Origin of the sequence: Alteromonas sp. BMJM2, assembly GCF_027257845.1 — a bacterium.
Classification (GTDB): Bacteria; Pseudomonadota; Gammaproteobacteria; order Enterobacterales; family Alteromonadaceae; genus Alteromonas.
The window spans coordinates 219,872-236,301 of the sequence record NZ_JAPVOT010000001.1; the positions used below are offsets into that span (position 1 = coordinate 219,872).

At 44.4% G+C, this 16,430-nt stretch carries 16 protein-coding genes and 1 tRNA gene; 11 read left to right on the forward strand and 6 right to left on the reverse strand.

Annotated features, from left to right (window positions below; genetic code table 11):
• Positions 1–63 precede the first annotated feature (63 nt).
• Together purL and O9X84_RS00945 are read left to right on the forward strand one after the other, a co-directional pair.
• Complete coding sequence (purL, locus tag O9X84_RS00940) at positions 64–3,951, forward strand: phosphoribosylformylglycinamidine synthase (protein ID WP_269517620.1); 3,888 nt, start codon at positions 64–66, stop codon at positions 3,949–3,951.
• Positions 3,952–4,194: 243 nt separating this feature from the next.
• Complete coding sequence (locus O9X84_RS00945; RefSeq protein WP_200883139.1) at positions 4,195–4,335, forward strand: hypothetical protein; 141 nt, start codon at positions 4,195–4,197, stop codon at positions 4,333–4,335.
• Positions 4,336–4,443: 108 nt separating this feature from the next.
• Here O9X84_RS00945 and smrA read toward each other — a convergent pair whose 3' ends face one another.
• From smrA to O9X84_RS00960, 3 genes are all read right to left on the reverse strand, one after another.
• Entirely contained in the window at positions 4,444–5,031 is a 588-nt protein-coding gene (gene smrA, locus O9X84_RS00950; protein WP_269517622.1) for a DNA endonuclease SmrA, read from the reverse strand.
• A gap of 113 nt (positions 5,032–5,144) precedes the next feature.
• Positions 5,145–5,220, reverse strand: a tRNA-Arg gene (locus O9X84_RS00955).
• A 78-nt stretch (positions 5,221–5,298) separates the two neighbouring features.
• On the reverse strand, positions 5,299–6,480 hold the full coding sequence (locus O9X84_RS00960) for a flagellar assembly protein T N-terminal domain-containing protein (RefSeq protein WP_269517623.1): 1,182 nt from the start codon (positions 6,478–6,480) through the stop codon (positions 5,299–5,301).
• Between the two features lie 496 nt (positions 6,481–6,976).
• Between O9X84_RS00960 and O9X84_RS00965 the strand changes: the two genes are divergently transcribed.
• Positions 6,977–7,411 carry an LPP20 family lipoprotein gene (locus tag O9X84_RS00965; RefSeq protein ID WP_269518000.1) on the forward strand — a complete coding sequence of 145 codons (435 nt, stop codon included), beginning with the start codon at positions 6,977–6,979 and terminating at the stop codon, positions 7,409–7,411.
• 100 nt (positions 7,412–7,511) lie between these two features.
• Here O9X84_RS00965 and flgN read toward each other — a convergent pair whose 3' ends face one another.
• From flgN to flgA, 3 genes are all read right to left on the reverse strand, one after another.
• Entirely contained in the window at positions 7,512–7,943 is a 432-nt protein-coding gene (gene flgN / locus O9X84_RS00970; RefSeq protein WP_269517624.1) for a flagellar export chaperone FlgN, read from the reverse strand.
• Between the two features lie 347 nt (positions 7,944–8,290).
• Positions 8,291–8,620, reverse strand: a complete 330-nt coding sequence (gene flgM, locus O9X84_RS00975) for a flagellar biosynthesis anti-sigma factor FlgM (RefSeq protein WP_269517625.1) — start codon at positions 8,618–8,620, stop codon at positions 8,291–8,293.
• A gap of 103 nt (positions 8,621–8,723) precedes the next feature.
• Positions 8,724–9,440 carry a flagellar basal body P-ring formation chaperone FlgA gene (gene flgA, locus O9X84_RS00980; protein WP_269517626.1) on the reverse strand — a complete coding sequence of 239 codons (717 nt, stop codon included), beginning with the start codon at positions 9,438–9,440 and terminating at the stop codon, positions 8,724–8,726.
• Between the two features lie 208 nt (positions 9,441–9,648).
• Here flgA and O9X84_RS00985 point away from each other — a divergent pair, with 208 nt between their 5' ends.
• From O9X84_RS00985 to flgG, 8 genes are all read left to right on the forward strand, one after another.
• Positions 9,649–10,578 carry a chemotaxis protein CheV gene (locus tag O9X84_RS00985; RefSeq protein ID WP_032094371.1) on the forward strand — a complete coding sequence of 310 codons (930 nt, stop codon included), beginning with the start codon at positions 9,649–9,651 and terminating at the stop codon, positions 10,576–10,578.
• 15 nt (positions 10,579–10,593) lie between these two features.
• Positions 10,594–11,424 (forward strand): CheR family methyltransferase, encoded by an 831-nt coding sequence (locus O9X84_RS00990; RefSeq protein ID WP_269517627.1) that lies wholly within the window; start codon positions 10,594–10,596, stop codon positions 11,422–11,424.
• Positions 11,425–11,627: 203 nt separating this feature from the next.
• Entirely contained in the window at positions 11,628–12,059 is a 432-nt protein-coding gene (gene flgB, locus O9X84_RS00995) for a flagellar basal body rod protein FlgB (protein WP_269517629.1), read from the forward strand.
• Between the two features lie 2 nt (positions 12,060–12,061).
• A complete protein-coding gene (flgC, locus tag O9X84_RS01000; RefSeq protein WP_269517630.1) occupies positions 12,062–12,484 on the forward strand; it encodes a flagellar basal body rod protein FlgC in 423 nt (140 codons plus the stop codon).
• Between the two features lie 31 nt (positions 12,485–12,515).
• A complete protein-coding gene (locus tag O9X84_RS01005; protein ID WP_269517631.1) occupies positions 12,516–13,202 on the forward strand; it encodes a flagellar hook assembly protein FlgD in 687 nt (228 codons plus the stop codon).
• A gap of 14 nt (positions 13,203–13,216) precedes the next feature.
• Positions 13,217–14,602, forward strand: coding sequence for a flagellar hook protein FlgE (gene flgE, locus O9X84_RS01010; protein WP_269517632.1), 1,386 nt, complete (start codon positions 13,217–13,219; stop codon positions 14,600–14,602).
• Between the two features lie 195 nt (positions 14,603–14,797).
• The gene (gene flgF, locus O9X84_RS01015) at positions 14,798–15,541 is read left to right on the forward strand and encodes a flagellar basal-body rod protein FlgF (protein ID WP_269517633.1); all 744 of its coding nucleotides are present in this window, start codon (positions 14,798–14,800) and stop codon (positions 15,539–15,541) included.
• Positions 15,542–15,640: 99 nt separating this feature from the next.
• Entirely contained in the window at positions 15,641–16,429 is a 789-nt protein-coding gene (gene flgG / locus O9X84_RS01020; RefSeq protein ID WP_032094378.1) for a flagellar basal-body rod protein FlgG, read from the forward strand.
• Position 16,430 lies beyond the last annotated feature (1 nt).

Below are 16,430 nucleotides of genomic sequence, written 5' to 3' on the forward strand. Positions count from 1 at the left end.
TCAATTTAAGAGGCAACGCGTCGCATTGATGGTCGTTGTTTCAAAACAACCAGGTAAAGCACTATGTTGGTCCTTCGAGGCGCTCCCGCACTATCAGAGTTCAACCAAACTAAACTGATTGCAAAGCTGGGTCAATCCGGCGTTAAGGTGAATAACCTTTATAGCGAATATATTCACCTAGTAGATTCTCAAGGTGACTTATCCAATCAGCAAATAGAAATCTTAGAAAAACTGCTCACTTACGGGCCTGCTAGGCAAACACAGTCGCCTTCTGGAACACTTTTTCTTATCACTCCTCGTCCAGGTACTATCTCACCTTGGTCCTCAAAAGCCACCGATATCGCTCATAACTGTAGTCTTGATACTATTAACCGTATTGAGCGAGGTTGCGCGTTTTACATTGATACCGATACCCGCTTAAGTGATGACGATTTTGCCCTAGTTGCTAGTTTCTTACACGATAGAATGACAGAATCGGTGTTTACCAATACTGATGATGCGGCGGTGCTTTTTGCACAGGCAGAGGCGAAAAGCTTTACTTCTGTACAGATGTTAGAAGACGGAAAAGATGCACTTGTAAACGCAAACGTGTCTTTAGGCTTAGCGCTTGCTGATGATGAAATTGATTACCTATTTGACAGCTTTACGACGTTAGGCAGAAACCCAACGGATGTAGAGCTCTATATGTTTGCACAAGCAAACTCTGAGCACTGCCGTCATAAAATTTTTAATGCCAGCTGGACTATCGACGGAAAAGATCAGGAAAAGTCACTTTTCAAAATGATCAAAAATACCTTCGAATTGCTGCCTGACAGCGTGTTCTCTGCCTATAAAGATAACGCAGCGGTAATGGAAGGGTGGCAAGCCGGACGTTTCTTCCCAAATCCTCAGTCTCATCAGTATGAATATCATCACGAAGATATTGATATTCTGATGAAGGTTGAAACACACAATCATCCAACAGCTATTTCGCCTTTTCCTGGTGCTGCTACAGGCTCTGGTGGTGAAATTCGCGATGAAGGCGCAACAGGCCGAGGCTCTAAGCCAAAAGCAGGGCTTGTTGGCTTTACGGTGTCTAACCTTCGCATTCCAGGTTCAGAGCAGCCGTGGGAAAGTGAATACGGTAAGCCGCAGCGAATTGTTAGCGCACTTGATATTATGACAGAAGGCCCGTTAGGTGGCGCTGCGTTTAACAATGAATTTGGTCGTCCTAATCTGTTGGGTTACTTCCGTACTTACGAACAAGAAGTAAACAGCTTTAACGGTGTTGAAGTAAGAGGCTATCACAAGCCTATTATGCTCGCCGGTGGGCTGGGTAATATTCGCCGTGACCAAATTGAGAAAGGTGAAATTACGGTGGGTGCCAAGCTAATTGTACTTGGTGGGCCAGCGATGAATATCGGCCTTGGTGGCGGTGCAGCCTCATCAATGGCATCAGGCCAGTCAAACGAAGATTTAGATTTTGCCTCTGTACAACGAGAGAATCCAGAAATGGAGCGTCGCTGTCAGGAAGTGATCGATGCATGTTGGCAGCTTGGTGAAAATAACCCTATTCAGTTTATCCACGATGTGGGTGCGGGTGGCTTGTCTAATGCGCTACCCGAGTTAGTCAGCGATGGTGGTCGCGGTGGTAACTTTGAGCTAAGAAAAGTATTGTCAGACGAGCCGGGCATGACGCCATTAGAGTTGTGGTGTAACGAGTCACAAGAACGCTATGTCATGTCAGTGGCACCGCAAAATATGCCAGTATTCGAAGCAATTTGCGCCCGTGAACGAGCTCCCTATGCGGTAGTAGGTGAAGCAACGGTGGAAGAGCACCTCAACCTCAATGACAGCCAATTCGATAACAAACCTATTGATATGCCACTGGATGTTTTACTAGGTAAACCACCTAAAATGCATCGTGATGTAACCTCGAAAGTGGCAAACTCCCCTGCATTTGATGACAGAGGAATAAGTTTGAGTGAAGCTGCAGAGCGCGTTTTGTCTCTGCCCACCGTCGCAGAGAAAACGTTCCTTATCACTATTGGCGATCGTTCTGTAACAGGGTTAGTCAATCGCGACCAAATGGTGGGTCCGTGGCAAGTTCCCGTTGCTGACGTCGCGGTTACGGCCAGTGCCTTTGACACCTATCACGGCGAATCAATGGCAATGGGAGAGCGCACGCCAGTCGCCTTACTATCTCATGGGGCTTCTGCACGACTTGCAGTAGGTGAAGCTCTTACTAATATTGCGGCCTCTTACATCGGTGATATTAAACGCATTAAATTGTCTGCGAACTGGATGACAGCTGCCGGTCACCCAGGTGAAGATGCAGGTTTGTATGAAGCGGTTAAAGCTGTTGGTGAAGAGCTTTGCCCTGAATTGGGATTAACTATTCCAGTGGGTAAAGACTCCATGTCGATGAAAACGGCATGGCAGGACGATGGCGAGGAGAAATCAGTCACATCACCACTTTCTTTAGTTATTACTGCGTTTGGTGCGGTAAAAGATATTCGTAAAACCGTAACGCCCCAGTTAAGAACTGACAAAGGCGACAGTAAGTTATTGCTCATTGACCTTGGTGAGGGCAACAATCGCTTAGGTGCAAGCTGCCTAGCGCAAGTGTATGAGCAACTCGGCGATAGCCCAGCAGATGTGGTTTCAGCCGCGAGACTAAAAGGCTTTTTCAACGCAATTCAGGCGCTTTTGGAAAAGGGGCTGGTTCAAGCGTATCACGACCGTTCCGATGGCGGTTTATTCACTACCGTTGCGGAAATGGCTTTCGCTGGTAAAACCGGTGTAACAATAGCGTTAGATAAACTCACCGGTAATGATTTATCAGTGTTATTTAACGAAGAGTTAGGCGGTGTTGTGCAGGTGCTAGAGCGTGACAGCGAGGCGGTAAATGCTATTCTTGCAGAGCACGGCTTAGCCGACATCACTTATGACATCGGCTCGGTTAATACTACCGATATGATTGAGTTTCAGCGCGACGGTGTTGCGGTATTAGCTGACAGCAGAGTGTCGATGAGAACTACATGGGCAACCACAACGTTTGAGATGCAAAAGCTGCGCGATAACCCCACGTGTGCAGAACAAGAGCACATGGCAAAGCAAGACGCTACAGACCCAGGCCTACACGCTAACTTATCTTATGATGTAAACGATGATATAGCGGCACCTTACATTGCCACTGGCGCTAAGCCAAAGGTCGCTATATTACGAGAGCAGGGGGTTAACTCCCATCTTGAAATGGCAGCGGCATTTACGCGTGCAGGCTTTGATGCGGTAGATGTTCACATGAGTGATATTCTTTCAGGTCGAAGTCCACTAGACACCTTTGCGGGCCTTGCCGCATGTGGCGGCTTTTCTTACGGTGACGTTTTAGGAGCAGGTGAAGGCTGGGCGAAGTCAATACTCTTTAATAGCATGGCGAGAGATCAATTTGAGAAGTTCTTTTCTCGCGACGATACCTTTAGCTTAGGTGTATGTAACGGTTGTCAAATGTTGTCTAACTTGAAGTCACTCATTCCAGGTACCGATCACTGGCCTCACTTTGTGACAAACCAATCTGCGCGTTTTGAAGCACGTGTTGCTATGGTTGAAGTGATGAAATCCAAATCTGTGCTTCTCGATGGCATGGCCGGTTCGCGTATGCCAATTGCGGTTTCCCACGGTGAAGGGCAAGCAGAGTTTGCCAGTGCTGAAGCGTTAGCAAAAGCAAATGAGCACGTGGCATTGCGATACGTGGATAATTTTGGTAACCCAACCATGCAATATCCAGCAAACCCTAACGGTTCTCCACAAGGGATCACAGGACTAACTTCTGCTGATGGGCGTAGCACCATTATGATGCCGCACCCCGAGCGTGTATTTAGAGCTGTAGCCAACTCTTGGTGTCCTGATGACTGGGAAGAGGATGGGGCATGGATGCGTATTTTCAGAAACGCACGTAAGTTTGTTGGTTAGCAATATATGATATCAGCGTGTTATGTTGGCTGATTTTGGCCAATATAGCTGCTGATTTATTGAACAAGGGCACTTTTTGTGTCAAACCATTGGCTTAGCGTCAATATTTTGCTTTTGCCCCTTGTTATTGGGGTGTCGCTGATCTATTGTAGTGCTGCACGGATTGCAATTTGGTTACAGGAGTTGAATTGGGTTGCACTAGTTATTGGTAACAATACTAGTTTAAATAATAAGAGACGAACAATGAATCGTTCCTCAAAAGGGTTTGGCTTGACTGGAGTCGCCATCGCTGTGGTTTTGATGTTTATTACCGCCGTATTTAGTACTTCTGCAAAATCTGCAGACGCTCCAACAACGCTAAGTGTGCAATCTTCAGTTAAGTAGTCTGAAAGAAAATAATAAAGCCCGTAATAAATACGTTTATTACGGGCTTTAATCATTTTGGGCGATGCTATTTTTCTATGAGCATCTCCCCCTAAGTTTGAGCGGTACTTATCCTTTCCTATTTTTTTCTCTGTTTATCAATTTTTGTTGAGGATGTTTCTTTAATAACACATAGGTAGCGCCAAATCCGCCATGCATAGGCTGCGCGGTATGAAACGCAATGACTTCCTCAAGTTCGCGCAACCAATGATTAACGTAACTTTTCTTTAAAGCCGGAAAAGGCTTAGAGTTTTCACCAGTCCCATGCTTGATCAAAAATGCTCTTACGCCTTTTTCATGCCCTGAAAGCACGTTCTGATACAGTAAATCTCTGCTTTCATCGAGGGTTTTTCCCGCCAAAGATATCACTACCTCTAGCGGATACTTTCCTAGCCTTAGCTTTTTAAATACACCATCTTGAATACCTGGCTGCTGAAATTGTATAAAGTCATCGGGCGGCACAGGTTTCACACCTTCCATACTCAATGGATTTTTTAATTTATTTCGAATGGAGGCTTGCAGGGAAGCGCGTTTCTGCTTTTCTGCTAAGGCTGCTGCTGGGTCGTGCAGCTGTGCTTTATCGTCAGAGATAATGGGTTTTACGTCTTGCATCTCAGCAAAAAAAGAATCCAATTCATCGTGTTCGAAATGGCTCATTAGTGCTCCCTGAGGTTACAACTTGTTTAAATGGCAAGTTACTTGATGGCTTTAACAACGACAAGTGATTTGTACACTAAATAAGGATATGGGGATTAAGTTGTAAATTTCACTGGCGTCCCCACCGCGACTCGAACGCAGATCTAAAGCTTAGGAGGCTCTTGTTTTATCCAGTTAAACTATGGGGACGTCGTTTATGATTATACCCACAAAAGCCAAATACGGAACCCTGGATTTAGGATAATTGTTCGACCGCTTTTTGTGCCTTTATTTTTTTACCACAAAGTCATTTTCTTGGATATTCGCAACGAGTCCTGAATATTTGTGAACGATAGTGGAAGAGTTCGCAAATGTATTCTCTACAACGAAAACACCAGGGTACAGCGAGTATTGAAGGTATTTCTTTCCCTTATTATCCATGACTTCTTTTGCCTGATAAAGCACAAGCTCATCACTGTCTTGCAATCCGTTGTCCCGGCCTAAAGAGATAGAAATAATGTCGCCTGCCACATTAACGACTCGCCCTGTTACCGGTTGACAGGCTGTTGCTTCTTTGAGGTCTTGAATAGCATCTATCATTAGCTTTTGCGCCTCTTGACCATAGGTAGAGTGCCAAAAGTAATTTGAAAACTCATCGATTTGAGCAAATCGGTCAAATGTCCACTGGGCATGTGTGCTGTAAGACTTGGTAAAGAGTTTGCCTCCATTGATGCCGTCAAAAACATGAAGAGTCATTCCAAAGTATCTGTCAACGCTATCATCGGCCCACGGAGTAAATACCGAGGCTGCTTTTCTTTTAATACTCAAATCGTCAATAGTGCCCACTATGACAAATTGAGAGTTTCCTCTTTGTGATAAAGAGCGCACGTTTTGTTCGGTAAATTCGCTTTTAAATTTTGCCGTATGCGGTGCGATGTACGTCAAGCGAAGTGTATCAGTCGTGTTGGCCATTAAGTCAGCAAAGCGTTTAGTCACCGCTTCATCTAAATGCCTGATATTGCCCTCGGTTAGCTGTCGTCTATTTGGAATAAGGAAGTGGGTGGTTGCAAAACGTTTGATATCAGATATCGCGGCACATTGTTGGGAAGCGGGAAAAATATCGGCTCTGATACTTACCGTAAAAACTTCGCCATTGTAACTTTCGTCAATAATCTCTAACTGCTCAACTTCGCCCGTACTACGAATAGTCATTTCTTCGTTTTCGAGCAAACCATTGGTAAGTTGTTGAACACTGTTAATCGATGCGCCAGAGAAAAGCATTGCTTGTTTGAGGGCCTCTTCAATAGCCTCACGTTTGGCCGTTTCTTTATCACCATTTAAGATAATCGCTTGTCCTTTGGCTTCATACCACATGGCATGGCATTGCCCGCCCAAAAAGGCGATAAGGCAAACCAGTGCCACATATACTTTAACTGAAATGGCATGGCCTTTTATCTTTTTACTTTGCATATGGACCTCACGAATTTTTGTAAATTATGCACTGGTTAATTACGACGGCTTTGTAGCGACAGCCCGAACGACTCAATCTTGTACACAAAACTCTTTACATAAAAAATGACGCTACGTTTTTAGTAATAACGCTATAAGCCTTTATTGCTATGCTAAAACAATGCCAAGTGAGGGAAGGATATAAGGTTTCGTAACGAAATAGCGAGGCGTAACAAAATAGCGCGGCACAACTGAATAATAAGCGACTCGCAATATCGTGCTAAGCATAGACAGTGTGAACTAGACACAAGCATTGCGGATCAGGCATAAGCCTTGCAGAACAACAGACAAGATCCAAACATTGACAAGATTATCGTGCATATAAGCGAAACACTCACCGTAAAATAGACGATGGCAGTGTGAGTAATTCAGCTAACGGCTATGCGCTATAGTAGAAATAGGAAAATACGTAATGGGTATTCCAACAAGTGTTTTTAGTGTGAAAACTGCTTTAGTCATGTGTAGCTTAATGACGCTCTTTAGCTGTGGTGTTATTGATAAACATGTTGAGTGGGAAACGGTTGAGCCTGATTCGTATCCTGTTCTTACCGCCATAGGCTACGCCCCAATTGAATCACAGCAGGGTAGCAATGCTAACGTAAAACGATTAATGGCGATGAAAGCATCAAAGTTAGAGGCCTATAGAGAACTAGCAGAACAAGTTTACGGTCAGCGAATTGAAGGCAGCCAGTCATTATCCAGTCTCGTTGTCGATAGTGAGTCTTTACGGGCTTCGGTTGATGGTGTTATCAGAGGAGCTAAGATTGTGAAAACCTATCCTGTAGGCGAAGACACTTATGTCACAGAGCTTTCATTGGATATGAAACGTGTGTACGACATTTATTTGACTACGGCTAAGCCACGACGAGTTAAAGATGTTAAATATTACTAGGTAGGAATAGTTAACTTCGTATATTGGACTGTTTATACAGAAGTTTGTAAGGTAGCCGATTTTAAAACTCAATCAATGTTAACAATAGCGTTGAATAACCCTATGCGCTGACACCTGAACCAAGGGTACCGCCTTTTGGCTTTCCTTTTTTGTCATACGTAAGCGATTCTTTCGCACGTACTTCCATCATGAGATTACGCAGGTGGGTTAGACGAAGCTGTCCTTGTTCAACGGCTTTTTGGTTTACTTGCGTTCGATACTTACAGTCATCTAGCAACGTTTTCGCCTTATCAGTTAGGGCGTCGTCTTCTTCGCTGTAGGACTGGCCGTTCACAAACATCGATTCTGCTGAGTCATCCAACGTCTGAATTTCTTCGAGAAGCTGCGTTTTATCGTCAAGCAAGGTCATCAACGCTTCGGCATCGCGTGAACTAATAAGGTGAAGTTCTCTTTCTAACAGCCGAGAAAGTGCCGTCAGCTTATCTACTTGTTCCTTTAATACCGATGTTAAGTTCGCATGCTGATTCGTCAATGTATTACTCTTTTGGTTCGTTCGATTTATCCGAAAACTACGCATTAATTGCTTTTATTATAGCCTTAATTTGCACAGTTCACTTTTGATTTAATAATGTACGCTTTTAGATGGTGGCTTTCAAGTTAGCCATTTAACCTCGCCCTCGGAGGTTGGCAAAAGCCTTAAGCGCGAAATTAAAGTTGTTTATGGGGAAGTTGATGCCCTTAACAACAAGACTAAAGACATAGTAGTTAACATTAAGCCATTAACTTTAAGAAGGGAGTCTTCGACTTTAACAACAACGAAGCAAAGATTGGAACGTCCATAATACCCTCACTACTGAGTATTAATACCTTCCGCCATCACTACTTCGTTCCGAAAATCTCTGACTCAGCTTTTGCAATCTTACTCGCAAGTACTTCAGCATTGATTTGATAATCACCGCTTTGAATTGCTTTTTTCAAACGATCGACTTTTTCCTGATTAACTGGCGCCTCAGTCCCTTTCTTCTGAACTTGATTGAGCTGCTGAGCAGATTGCGTTAACGAAACAGAATCTTGGCGAGGTGCTGGCGCCGCAGTGGCGGTTTTCGCGTTCGCTTGCTGTTGAGCTTGTTGGGTCTGGTTTTGTTGTGAAACCTTACCATTGTCAACGGGGTTTTTGGGTAACCCATTGTTTATGTTATTAATAGCCATAATAGTTCCTCACTACCTTTTTACCTCTCTATACGTTATCGGCGGCTGATACATTTTCTTTAGCCCCAATTAACGTAAAAAGGATAGTTTTCCTGCGCCATTATCATAATTGTATCACGACTTTCTCTACGCTGGCGACTCTGGCTATAACGGTCTTTTTTGAGCTCGCATTGAGTACCTGAATATTATCGCCTACCACGCCATCTTGTTGCGCTATACCGGCGGTTTTTACTTTCATTTTGCCTACCTCGGCAGAGATAGTAATACGATCGCCCTTGCATACAAAACAGAGCATATTTGCTTGGATAGCCTGCCCATTCGTGGCTCGGCGTTTCATACGTGCGCCAACTAGCGTTTCAATGTTGGTAAATGTTGTATACCGAAGGCGTTTAATGTCTACACTCGCCATCTTCAAATTGGATGATGTCAACACTGTGCCTGGGCTAACGGCGCCATAGGTCACCACAATATCTTTTGTCCGTGATACCTGACCACTAGTGAATAAATACCAATCATTATTTTGACAGCTCACTCGCACTGAAACGTAAGACTGTCTGAGGGACTCTTCGGATGTATGATATTGAAAGCCTTCGGGGCATTCCGGAATATTTATCCTATCGTCTATTTTCACAATGTCGACGGCGATGTTAGTATCCGCCGTATTATCAGCAAGTTGTGATACTAGGTAGTCTTTAGCGCCATTTTCTACAACACGGTGTAAATTATCTTTCGCAATACTTGAGAATGACACTACACTCGACATGATAAGCGCAATGGCGGTCAATGTTTTCTGTTGTATTCTGTTATTCAATTTTTTCATTGTGACATTTCGTGTTCAGTTCGTGAGTTATTGGCTATGCTTAGTAACAAGATGCGCGGTTAGTATCACAGTGAGTTTTGGCAGTTGCTTTTGAGAGTTTAAGGCTATACTGTCATTTTTCTGTCGTTTAACCTGCAAAAACCACGTGATATTGTCTATCTTATTAGATAACGCAATGTTCATGCCCAGAATTACCTAGAGGTGACTTATGTCGGGGATTTTAGATTCAGTTAACCAGCGCACGCAGCTTGTGGGGCAGAATCGTTTAGAATTATTACTATTCAGGCTAAACGGACGTCAGCGCTTTGGCATAAACGTGTTTAAAGTTCGCGAAGTGCTTCAGTGCCCTCCGTTAACCTCCATGCCCAAGCTAAATCCTTTGGTACGCGGAATTGCGCACATACGTGGGCAGACCATATCAGTTATCGATTTAAGCATGGCGACGAAAGGGAGGAAGATAGAAGACCTCTCGAACGCCTTTATCGTCATTGCAGAATACAACCGTTCGGTTCAAGGTTTCTTAGTGGGAGCAGTAGAGCGCATCATTAATACCAATTGGGACGCTATAATGCCGCCCCCTCAGGGGACCGGGCGCGCAAGTTATCTCACTGCAGTAACTGAAGTCGAGAACGAACTCATTGAAATCCTCGATGTTGAAAAAATACTTAACGAAATTTCTCCACTGAATGCGGAAGTCAGCTCAGAAGTCGCTGAAGGGCTAACTACCGAAGGGCAAGAAAACAAAATTATCTTTATTGCGGATGATTCCACCGTTGCAAGAAATCAGGTTAAAAAGGCGCTGACTTCATTAGGTCTTGAGATTGAGCTCGCCAAAAATGGTCTTGAGGCGCTTAAGCGTTTAAAAGAAATTGCCGAAGAGTATGGCGATATCACGAAGCGAGTGGGTGTTTTAGTCTCTGATATTGAAATGCCTGAAATGGATGGCTATACGTTAACTGCAGAAATAAAAAATACGCCTGAACTGCAAAAGCTTCATGTTGTCCTTCATACCTCGTTAAGTGGCGTATTCAATCAGGCTATGGTTCAGAAGGTGGGCGCCGATGACTTTATCGCAAAATTCCACCCTGACGAATTAGCCACCGCAGTGCAAAAATGGTTAATGACTGAATGCGAATAACGGAGCACCAAGGGATTGATTAATAAAGAGGTTTCGCCAGAGGGCTACCTAAAGTTTAGGCAGTTTTTAGAAAAGCAGTGTGGAATAGTGCTTGGCGAAAACAAGCAGTATTTAGTACGAAGTCGATTGGCGTCTTTGTTGTACAAATACAGCTATAGCTCTGCGGATGAATTGATCAACGTGGTTGTGCGCGGTCACGATCGCGGATTACTGCAAAGCGTGATCGATGCCATGACGACAAATGAAACCCTGTGGTTTCGCGATAACTACCCCTTTGATCTTCTTGTAAAAGAATTACTGCCTAATTTGGCCAAAACCAACAGGAATATCAAAATTTGGAGTGCGGCTTGTTCCTCAGGTCAAGAACCCTACTCAATAGCAATGGCAATTTTAGAGTTTCAGCGACAACGTCCAGGCATCTTGAGAGGAGGTGTTGATATTGTGGCGACGGATTTGTCATCTGAAATGCTATCTAAATGTGAGTTGGGTGTTTACGATGAACTATCTCTTGCACGAGGGCTTTCTCCACAGCGCAGACAAACGTTTTTTCAGCAGCACGAAATGGGACGAATGCAGATAAAGCCAGAAGTTCGTCGTATGGTTACATTTAAAAGTTTTAACTTATTGTCGAGCTACGCTGCGCTTGGCCGGTTTGATATCGTGTTTTGCCGCAACGTACTCATCTACTTCTCTGCCGACGTAAAACAGCGGATACTGCAACAAATTGCCGGTCAACTGCAGCCAAATGGCGTTCTTTTCCTTGGCGCTTCTGAATCGATCAGTTCAGCCAGCGACACTTACTCTATGGTTAAATGCCAACCTGGCCTTTATTACCAAAAACGATAAAGTAGTATCAAAAAAAGTGGGGCAGTTTGAAAGCTGAATTTTAAAGACTTTTTCATTACTCGCTCCTTCAATTCTGCAAAATATCAAACGTCAAAATTCAAACTGGCACTCGCCTTGCTAACTATTTCACTAGAAGATAATGAATAACTTTCTGATGGGACAACTTGCATCAGAAAGTAGTGAAAAGTTAGGGGTCATAACAAATGGCGATCAATTTAGATAAGTTAGTCGGGTTTCATGAGTCCGCGCTAAAGATCCGCACTGAACGGATGGAAGTTATCTCTGGCAATCTAGCTAACGCAAACACCCCTGGTTACAAAGCAAAAGACATCAACTTCAACAAAGCCATGCAGTCAGCCATTAATGAAGGTGTTCAAGGTCAACATAAAAGCAACGGTAATTTAGTTCGCACCAACGAACGCCACCTAAGCGGCAATCCTTCGTCAGTCGCGGCAAATTTTGACATGCAATACCGTATACCTACTCAGCCTGATACAGGGGATGGGAATACTGTTGAAGTTCAGTCTGAAAGAAATCGCTTCCTAGATAACGGACTACGCTACCAAGCGAGTTTGCAATTCTTAAACGGAAAGATTAAAGGCATGAAAAAAGCAATAGGTCCTGGAGGGCAGTAGCAATGGGTTTATTTAATGTTATGCAGATATCGAGCACGGGCATGGAGGCGGAAAATGTTCGCCTTAACACCACGGCTAGTAATATTGCAAATGCAAATTCAGTGAGCAGCAGCTACGAAGAGACCTATCGTGCACGCCATCCCGTTTTTGCATCCGCATTACAAGATGCAATGAACAATCAATCGAAAGGTGTAGGCGTTCAGGTTAAAGGGATCGTAGAAAGCGACGCTCCGCTACAAGTTGAGTACTCGCCCAACAATCCTATGGCTGACGCTGAAGGCTATATATACAAGCCAAACGTGAATATTGTCGAAGAAATGGCGAACATGATGTCGGCATCGAAAGCATACGAAACAAACGTTCAAGTGGCTGACACCACGAAGCGTATTTTCCGCCGAGTATTGCAATTGGGGCAAGGGCAATAATGCGCGGTTGGGTTAATGTGAGGACAAACCAGTGAACACAATTAATAACACCGGCCTAAATACCGACCTCTACTGGCAAGAGGAAAAGGTAAAAATAGCAGACGGTACCGAGCAGCAGCTTTCTCAAGAAGATTTCTTCTCGATGCTGACAGAGCAGCTTGCGAATCAGGATCCGACAAAGCCAGTAGACAACGACCAGATGGTCGCTCAAATGACGTCGTTTACCATGGCTGATGGTATTTCACAGCTAAACGAAAAATTTGAGTCATTTGCATCGTCGATGACATCGAATCAGGCGCTTCAAGCATCGAGTCTCATCGGACAGAACGTACTTGTTCAAGGCAACGTAGGCTACAAAGGCAGCGACGGCGAAGGAATTTCTGGCGTCGTTGTTAATGAAGGCACCGTTCAGAATATGACGATAAGTATTGAGAATCAGTTTGGTGAGGTTATCAAGACAATCGATGCAGGCACGCAAACTGCAGGCAACATTCAGTTTGAGTGGGATGGGAAGGATCAGCAAGGCAATCTCATGCGTGCCGGTGAATATGTAATAAGCGCCACGGGCGAATTAAACGGCGAGGGTGTGCAGCTGAACACAGCGGTCAATCGTCATGTAGGTAGCGTAAGCTTGGCTGGAAGCGGTCAAGGTGTCATTTTGAATTTGGATGGTGATGTCAGTATTAATCTTGACGACGTCATTCAAATCGGCAGTTAGTAGGAGAATTAAAAATGTCTTTTAATATTGCACTGAGCGGTGTATCAGCCGCGCAAAAAGATTTGGATGTAACCGCCAATAACATTGCAAACGTCAACACCGTTGGCTTTAAAGAGTCACGGGCAGAGTTTGGTGACGTGTACGCTGCGTCATTACTTGCCGGTGGTAAAACCAAAGTAGGTGATGGTGTACTTACTCAGGAAGTTGCTCAGCAGTTTTCACAAGGTAGTCTTCAGTTTACCAATACATCACTGGATCTTGCGATAACGGGCAACGGCTTTTTTGCTACAGTACCTGAGATTACGTCGCGCGATTTTTCATTTACTCGGGCAGGCCAGTTTAAGCTGGATAATGATAATTTCGTAGTAAACAGTAATGGTGACAACCTCCTAGGTTTCCCCGTTAACAACGATGGAACCAGTGCGTCGGTTGCGTTAAGTACTACAGAGCCAGTTCGAATTCCTGATTCATCAGGCTCACCCCAACAAACCTCTGAGGTCGATCTTCGAATGAACCTACCTGCGGGGGATGTAGGTTTAGATCCTCAAGATTTTGACCCAGAAGACCCATTGACTTACAACGCAGCAACGTCTGTGACTGTTTATGACTCACTGGGTGATAGTCATGTAATGACGTATTATTTTATCAAAGATAGCGCGCCTACTGCCGACAACGAGTGGTATGTGGCCACCGCTATTGACGATACCCTGGTTGACATGACGGATTCCACCGGTGCTGATACTGACCCTGCTACCGCAGTGAACTCGGTTGGTGGAAATACGGGGAATGCGGTCACGGCATCAAAACTACTGTTTTCACAAGGTGGTGATTTTAATGGAATGGAGACACCAGATGGTCTCCCCACGTTAGATTTTAAGATGCAAACCGAGGCGCTAGGCGCTACTATTCTTGCAAATGGTTCTGATCCAACTCAACAAATCAGCATCGATTTTAATCTAGATGTTAACAATGCAACGCCAAATGAACCCACTCAGTTTGCCTCTGCATTTGAGGTAACGTCACTAGAGCAAGATGGCTTGCCAGTGGGCCGTTTGACCGGCATTGATATCGGTCCAGATGGACTGGTAAGAGCGACTTTCTCAAACGGTACGTCTGAGCCTATTGTCCGTGTTGCGCTAGTTAGGTTTTCTAATGAGCAAGGGCTAACACAGGAAAGTGGTACTCAGTGGAAAGAAAGTATTCTTTCAGGCGAGGCTCTTGCCGGCGAGGCAACAACCGGAACCTACGGTGAGATAAACTCATCATCGCTAGAGCAAGCCAACGTTAACCTAACCACTGAATTGATTGACATGATCATCGCCCAGCGTAATTTCCAGGCCAACTCTCGTGCACTGGAGGTGAATAATTCGCTTAACCAGACTATCTTGAATATCCGATAAGCGAAATAGCTTAGCGTGGAAAAATAAAGCTCGTAAAATTAAAGCCGCAGATACAGTCTGCGGCTTTTTATTGCTAAAAATCAGATTGTTAGATCTATATCTCTACGCTAGTCAACATCATAGCTCGAACTCCCACCATTCTGGCACTACCTTTGCAATCTTTGTATATGGTTTAAACAGAGTCAAAAGTCAGTCATGGATAAACTTCTCTACATTGCGGCAAGTGGTGCGTCTCAAGACCTTATGGCGACAGGTATTCGCTCGAATAACTTGGCCAACGCCCAAACGACAGGATTTAGAGCTCAGCTAGAGCAAGCACGAGCAATGCCGGCCTACGGCGAAGGTTTGCCTACCCGTGTTTTTTCAATGACTGAGAGCCCGTCTAATAATTATGAATCTGGTCCAATGATTAAAACAGACCGAGATTTAGATGTCGCCATCCAAGGTGACGGCTGGTTTGCTGTCCAAGGCGACGACGGTCAAGAGGCCTACTCACGGAACGGAAACTTTAAATTAAGTAGCGACGGAATTTTGACAGACATCAACGGCCGCGCGGTTCTTGGGGATAACGGTCCGCTTTTTTTGCCAGTGCCTCTCGATAATCTGACTATCGCTGCAGACGGAACGCTGTCGATGAGACAGGTTGGTGCTCCGGCTAATGTAATAGAAACGGTTGGCAGGTTAAAGCTAGTTAGCCCGAACTATTCGGATATGGAGCGAGGCACAGATGGTTTATTTCATATGAAAGACCGCTCGGTGGCAGACCCATCAGCTAACGTAAAAGTGACGTCGGGTATGCTTGAAGGCTCTAACGTGAATGCCGTTGAAGAAATGGTAGATATGATAAGCCTTCAGCGTCATTACGAGCTACAGGTAAAAGTCATGAAGCAAGCGGAAGAACTCGATACCCGCGGCAATATGATGCTAAGAATTTTGTAATAGCAGTTTTCAATTTTTGTTTAATATTTTTCTTTAATATTTTTCTTTAATATTTTTCTTTAAAAGCAATACGTATTGTCGTGTTGTTTGGAGGTTAACATGCATCCAGCATTGTGGATTAGTAAAACCGGATTAGATGCAGCTCAAACTGACGTGGCAGTGGTTTCTAATAACTTAGCGAATGCCTCTACGGTAGGTTTTAAAAAAGACCGTGCCGTATTTGAAGATTTGCTTTATCAAAATATCAATCAGCCAGGCGGCAGATCGTCTGCTGACACTGAGCTGCCGTCAGGTCTTATGCTTGGCTCTGGTTCAAAGGTTGTGTCTACACAAAAAGCTCATACACAAGGCAATCTGCTAACCACTGATAACGCGCTTGATTTGTCTATCCAAGGGCGCGGCTACTTCGAGATTTTACAGCCTGACGGCACTACCGCCTACAGCAGAAATGGTCAGTTTAGTTTAAATGATCAAGGTCAAATTGTGACCTCTGGCGCTGGTTATTTACTTCAGCCTCAGATAACCATACCACCTGATGCACAGCAAATAACCATCTCTCAAGATGGGCAAGTAAGCGTGAGTATCAGAGGGCAGGCTCAGCCTCAGCAGCTTGGTCAAATTAATATTGCCGACTTCGTTAACCCAACAGGCCTGCAGCCAATTGGTCAGAATTTGTATTCAGAAACGGTGTCTAGCGGATTCCCTAACCGAGGTGTTCCAGGTCTTCAGGGCCTAGGAATGTTAGCGCAGGGCGCGCTGGAAACATCGAACGTTAACGTAACGGAAGAGCTCGTTAATTTGATTGAAAGTCAGAGACTTTACGAAATGAACTCCAAAGTTATCTCATCAGTTGACCAAATGCTGGGTCAAGTCATTCAGCAGCTGTAGG